At 66.9% G+C, this 2,874-nt stretch carries 3 protein-coding genes; all 3 read left to right on the top strand.

Annotated elements, in window-relative coordinates:
• Positions 1-951 (top strand): tetratricopeptide repeat protein (locus JaAD80_RS27595; protein ID WP_102299312.1); only part of this gene is annotated, 951 nt, incomplete at its 5' end.
• Positions 948-2,117, top strand: coding sequence for a HupE/UreJ family protein (locus tag JaAD80_RS27590; RefSeq protein WP_102299311.1), 1,170 nt, complete (start codon positions 948-950; stop codon positions 2,115-2,117). The genes JaAD80_RS27595 and JaAD80_RS27590, both read left to right, overlap by 4 nt.
• A 128-nt stretch (positions 2,118-2,245) precedes the next feature.
• Positions 2,246-2,755, top strand: a complete 510-nt coding sequence (locus JaAD80_RS27585) for a sigma-70 family RNA polymerase sigma factor (RefSeq protein ID WP_102299309.1) — start codon at positions 2,246-2,248, stop codon at positions 2,753-2,755.
• Positions 2,756-2,874 lie beyond the last annotated feature (119 nt).

Genomic DNA, 2,874 nt, shown 5'->3' with positions numbered 1-2,874 from the left:
CTGGCGCCCTGGTGGCGACAGGCCGCGCCGCCCGTGCCCGTGCGCCTGCTGCGCGCCACCATCTTGCAAAGCACCCACCAGTTCGGCCCCGCGCTGCAGGATCTCGACGCCGTCATCGCGCAGGAACCGGGCAATGGGCAGGCGTGGCTGACGCGCGCCACCGTGCTCACCGTGCAGGGCGACTACGCGCAAGCGACGGCCAGCTGCGCGCGCCTGTCGGCACTGACGACGCAGCTCGTTACCGTCACCTGCATCGCCAACGTGGCCAGCGTTACGGGCCGCGCCGCCAGCAGCGAGCGCCTGCTGGACCTGACCTTGCAGAGGAGCGCCGGCGCCGCGCCCGAGCTGGAAAGCTGGGCCCTGACCCTGCTGGCGGAAATGGCCACGCGGCGCGGCGAGACAGCGCTGGCCGAGGCGCGCTACAAGAAGGCGTTGTCGCAGCAGCCGCGCGACAGCTATCTGCTGGGTGCCTACACGGATTTTCTGCTCGACCAGCGGCGCCCGCAGGAAGTCGTCACGCTGCTCAAGGACCAGCAACGCATCGACGCCCTGCTGCTGCGCCATGCGCTGGCCCTGCAGGCGCTGCCCGGCCAGCAAGCGCCATTCCAGGCGGCGAAAGCGGAACTGGCCGCGCGCTTCCACGCCGCCATGCAGCGCGGCGACACCGTGCATCAGCGCGAACAGGCGCGTTTCGCCCTGTTCCTGCAGCAGGATCTGCCCGCCGCATTGCAGCTGGCGCAGAAAAACTGGGCCATCCAGAAGGAAGTGCCGGACATGCGCATCCTGCTGGAAGCGGCTCTGGCCGCGCGCAACTACGCGGCCGCCCAGCCCGTGCTGGCCTGGGTGGCGGCAAATGGCGTGGAAGACGTGGCCCTGCAGCGCCTGATCAGGCAACTGGGGCCGCTGGATGGACAAAAAGTGAGTGCCGCCAGGAAGGCGGGTGCCCTGTGAAGCGGCGCGTAGTCGTTCTGTTCCTGTTGCTGTGCGCCTGGCTCGCACCCGCGCAGGCGCACAAGCCCAGCGACAGCTACCTGAGCCTCGCCGTGCATGGCCAGCAGATCGAGGGCCAGTGGGACATCGCCCTGCGCGACCTCGATTTCGCCATCGGCCTCGATGGCAATGGCGACGGCGCCCTGACATGGGATGAAATCCGCGCACGCCACGACGCCATCGCCGCCTATGCCTTGCAGCGCCTGCAGGTGGCCAGCGATCAGGGCGTATGCCCGTTAAAAGCCGTCGCGCAGCTGATCGACAGCCATACGGACGGCGCCTACAACGTGCTGCGCTTCCAGGCCACCTGCCCCGGCGCCGCGCCGGCCAATCTTTCCATCGGCTACACCTTGTTCGCCGACCTCGACCCGCAGCACAAGGGACTGTTGAAGCTGGCCAGCGGCGACAATACGCAAACGGCCATCTTCGACCCGGACAGCCCGCGCCAGAACATCTCGCTGGCCGCGCCCGACCGCCTGGCGCAGTTCGGCGCGTACGTGAAACACGGCATCTGGCATATCTGGATCGGCTACGACCATATTTTGTTTTTGCTGTCGCTGCTGCTGCCGGCCGTGCTGCTGCCTCAAGCCCACCAGTCCACACGCTCAAACGTGCCGCAGAATCCGTTGCCCCCCGCAGCAGAGAGTCGGGGGTTAAGAGGCGCATTCATCGACGTGCTGAAAGTGGTCACGGCATTTACACTGGCCCATTCCATCACATTGACTTTGGCCAGCCTGTCGCTCATCTCGCTGCCCTCGCGCTGGGTCGAGTCGGCCATCGCCGCCTCGGTGATCCTGGCCGCGCTGAACAATCTGCTGCCGCTGTTCCGCGGCAAGCGCCCCGTGGCCGCCTTTGTGTTTGGCCTGATCCACGGCTTCGGCTTTGCCAGCGTACTGCGCGACCTGGGCTTGCCGCAGGGTTCATTGCTGGCCAGCCTGTTCGGCTTCAACGTGGGCGTGGAAATCGGCCAGCTGGCCATCGTCGCCGCGTTCCTGCCCCTGGCCTGGCTGCTGCGCAAGACCTGGTTCTACCGGCAAGTGCTGACCGTCGGTTCGCTGGCCATCGCCGTGGTAGCGGCCGTGTGGCTGGTGGAGCGGATGGCAGATATCAAGCTGATTTCAGCGTAGCGACTGGGGATAGCGTTGCGGCCCCGCCACTGCCAGGCCACAAGTTCCGGCAATCGGGCTACAATACGAACAATTCTCAATCGCATCAAGGCCTGACTGTCCTGTGGACCGTGGCATGGAAAGGTTGCATGCTACGCCCCGAACTGGAACTGCATCGGCAAATCGAAGTCCTGTACAGCGACCATCACGGCTGGCTGCAGGGCTGGCTGCGCCGCAAGCTGGGCAACGCCTTCGATGCGGCCGACCTGGCGCACGACACATATTTGCGCATCCTCGCGCGCGGCCGCGCACCGCAACCGGATGAATCGCGCCAGCATCTGGCGCAGATCGCCAATGGCCTGGTGGTGGACCTGTTCCGCCGCCGACATATCGAGGCGGCCTACGCTGACGCCATCGCGGCGCAGCCGGAAGCGGCCGCGCCGACGCCGGAAATGCGCGCGCTGATCGTCGAGGCACTGATGGAGATCGACGCCATCCTGGCCAGCCTGCCCGCTAAAGTACGCGACGCCTTTTTGCTGTGCAAACTGGAAGGCATGGCCTACGCCGACATCGCCGCGCGCCTCGACGTTTCCGTCTCGTCGGTGGAAAAATACATCGCCCGCGCCTTGCTGGCCTGCTGCGCGGCGCAATGCGCATGAGTTCCCAACCCGACAGCCTGCCCATCGCCCCCGCCGTGCTGCAGCGCGCCGCCGAGTGGATGGCGCGGCTGTGGGCGGAAGACGCCAGCGCGGCCGATGCCGACGCTGCGCCGCCTGGC

This window comes from Janthinobacterium sp. AD80, assembly GCF_002878455.1.
Classification (GTDB): Bacteria; Pseudomonadota; Gammaproteobacteria; order Burkholderiales; family Burkholderiaceae_D; genus Janthinobacterium.
Note: the sequence above shows the minus strand (reverse complement) of the source record. Positions and strands in the feature narration are given on the sequence as shown.

Coding starts and splice junctions, on each gene's coding strand:
- JaAD80_RS27585 (WP_102299309.1), top strand. CDS start 2,246: ATGCTACGCCCCGAACTGGAACTGCATCGGCAAATCGAAGTCCTGTAC.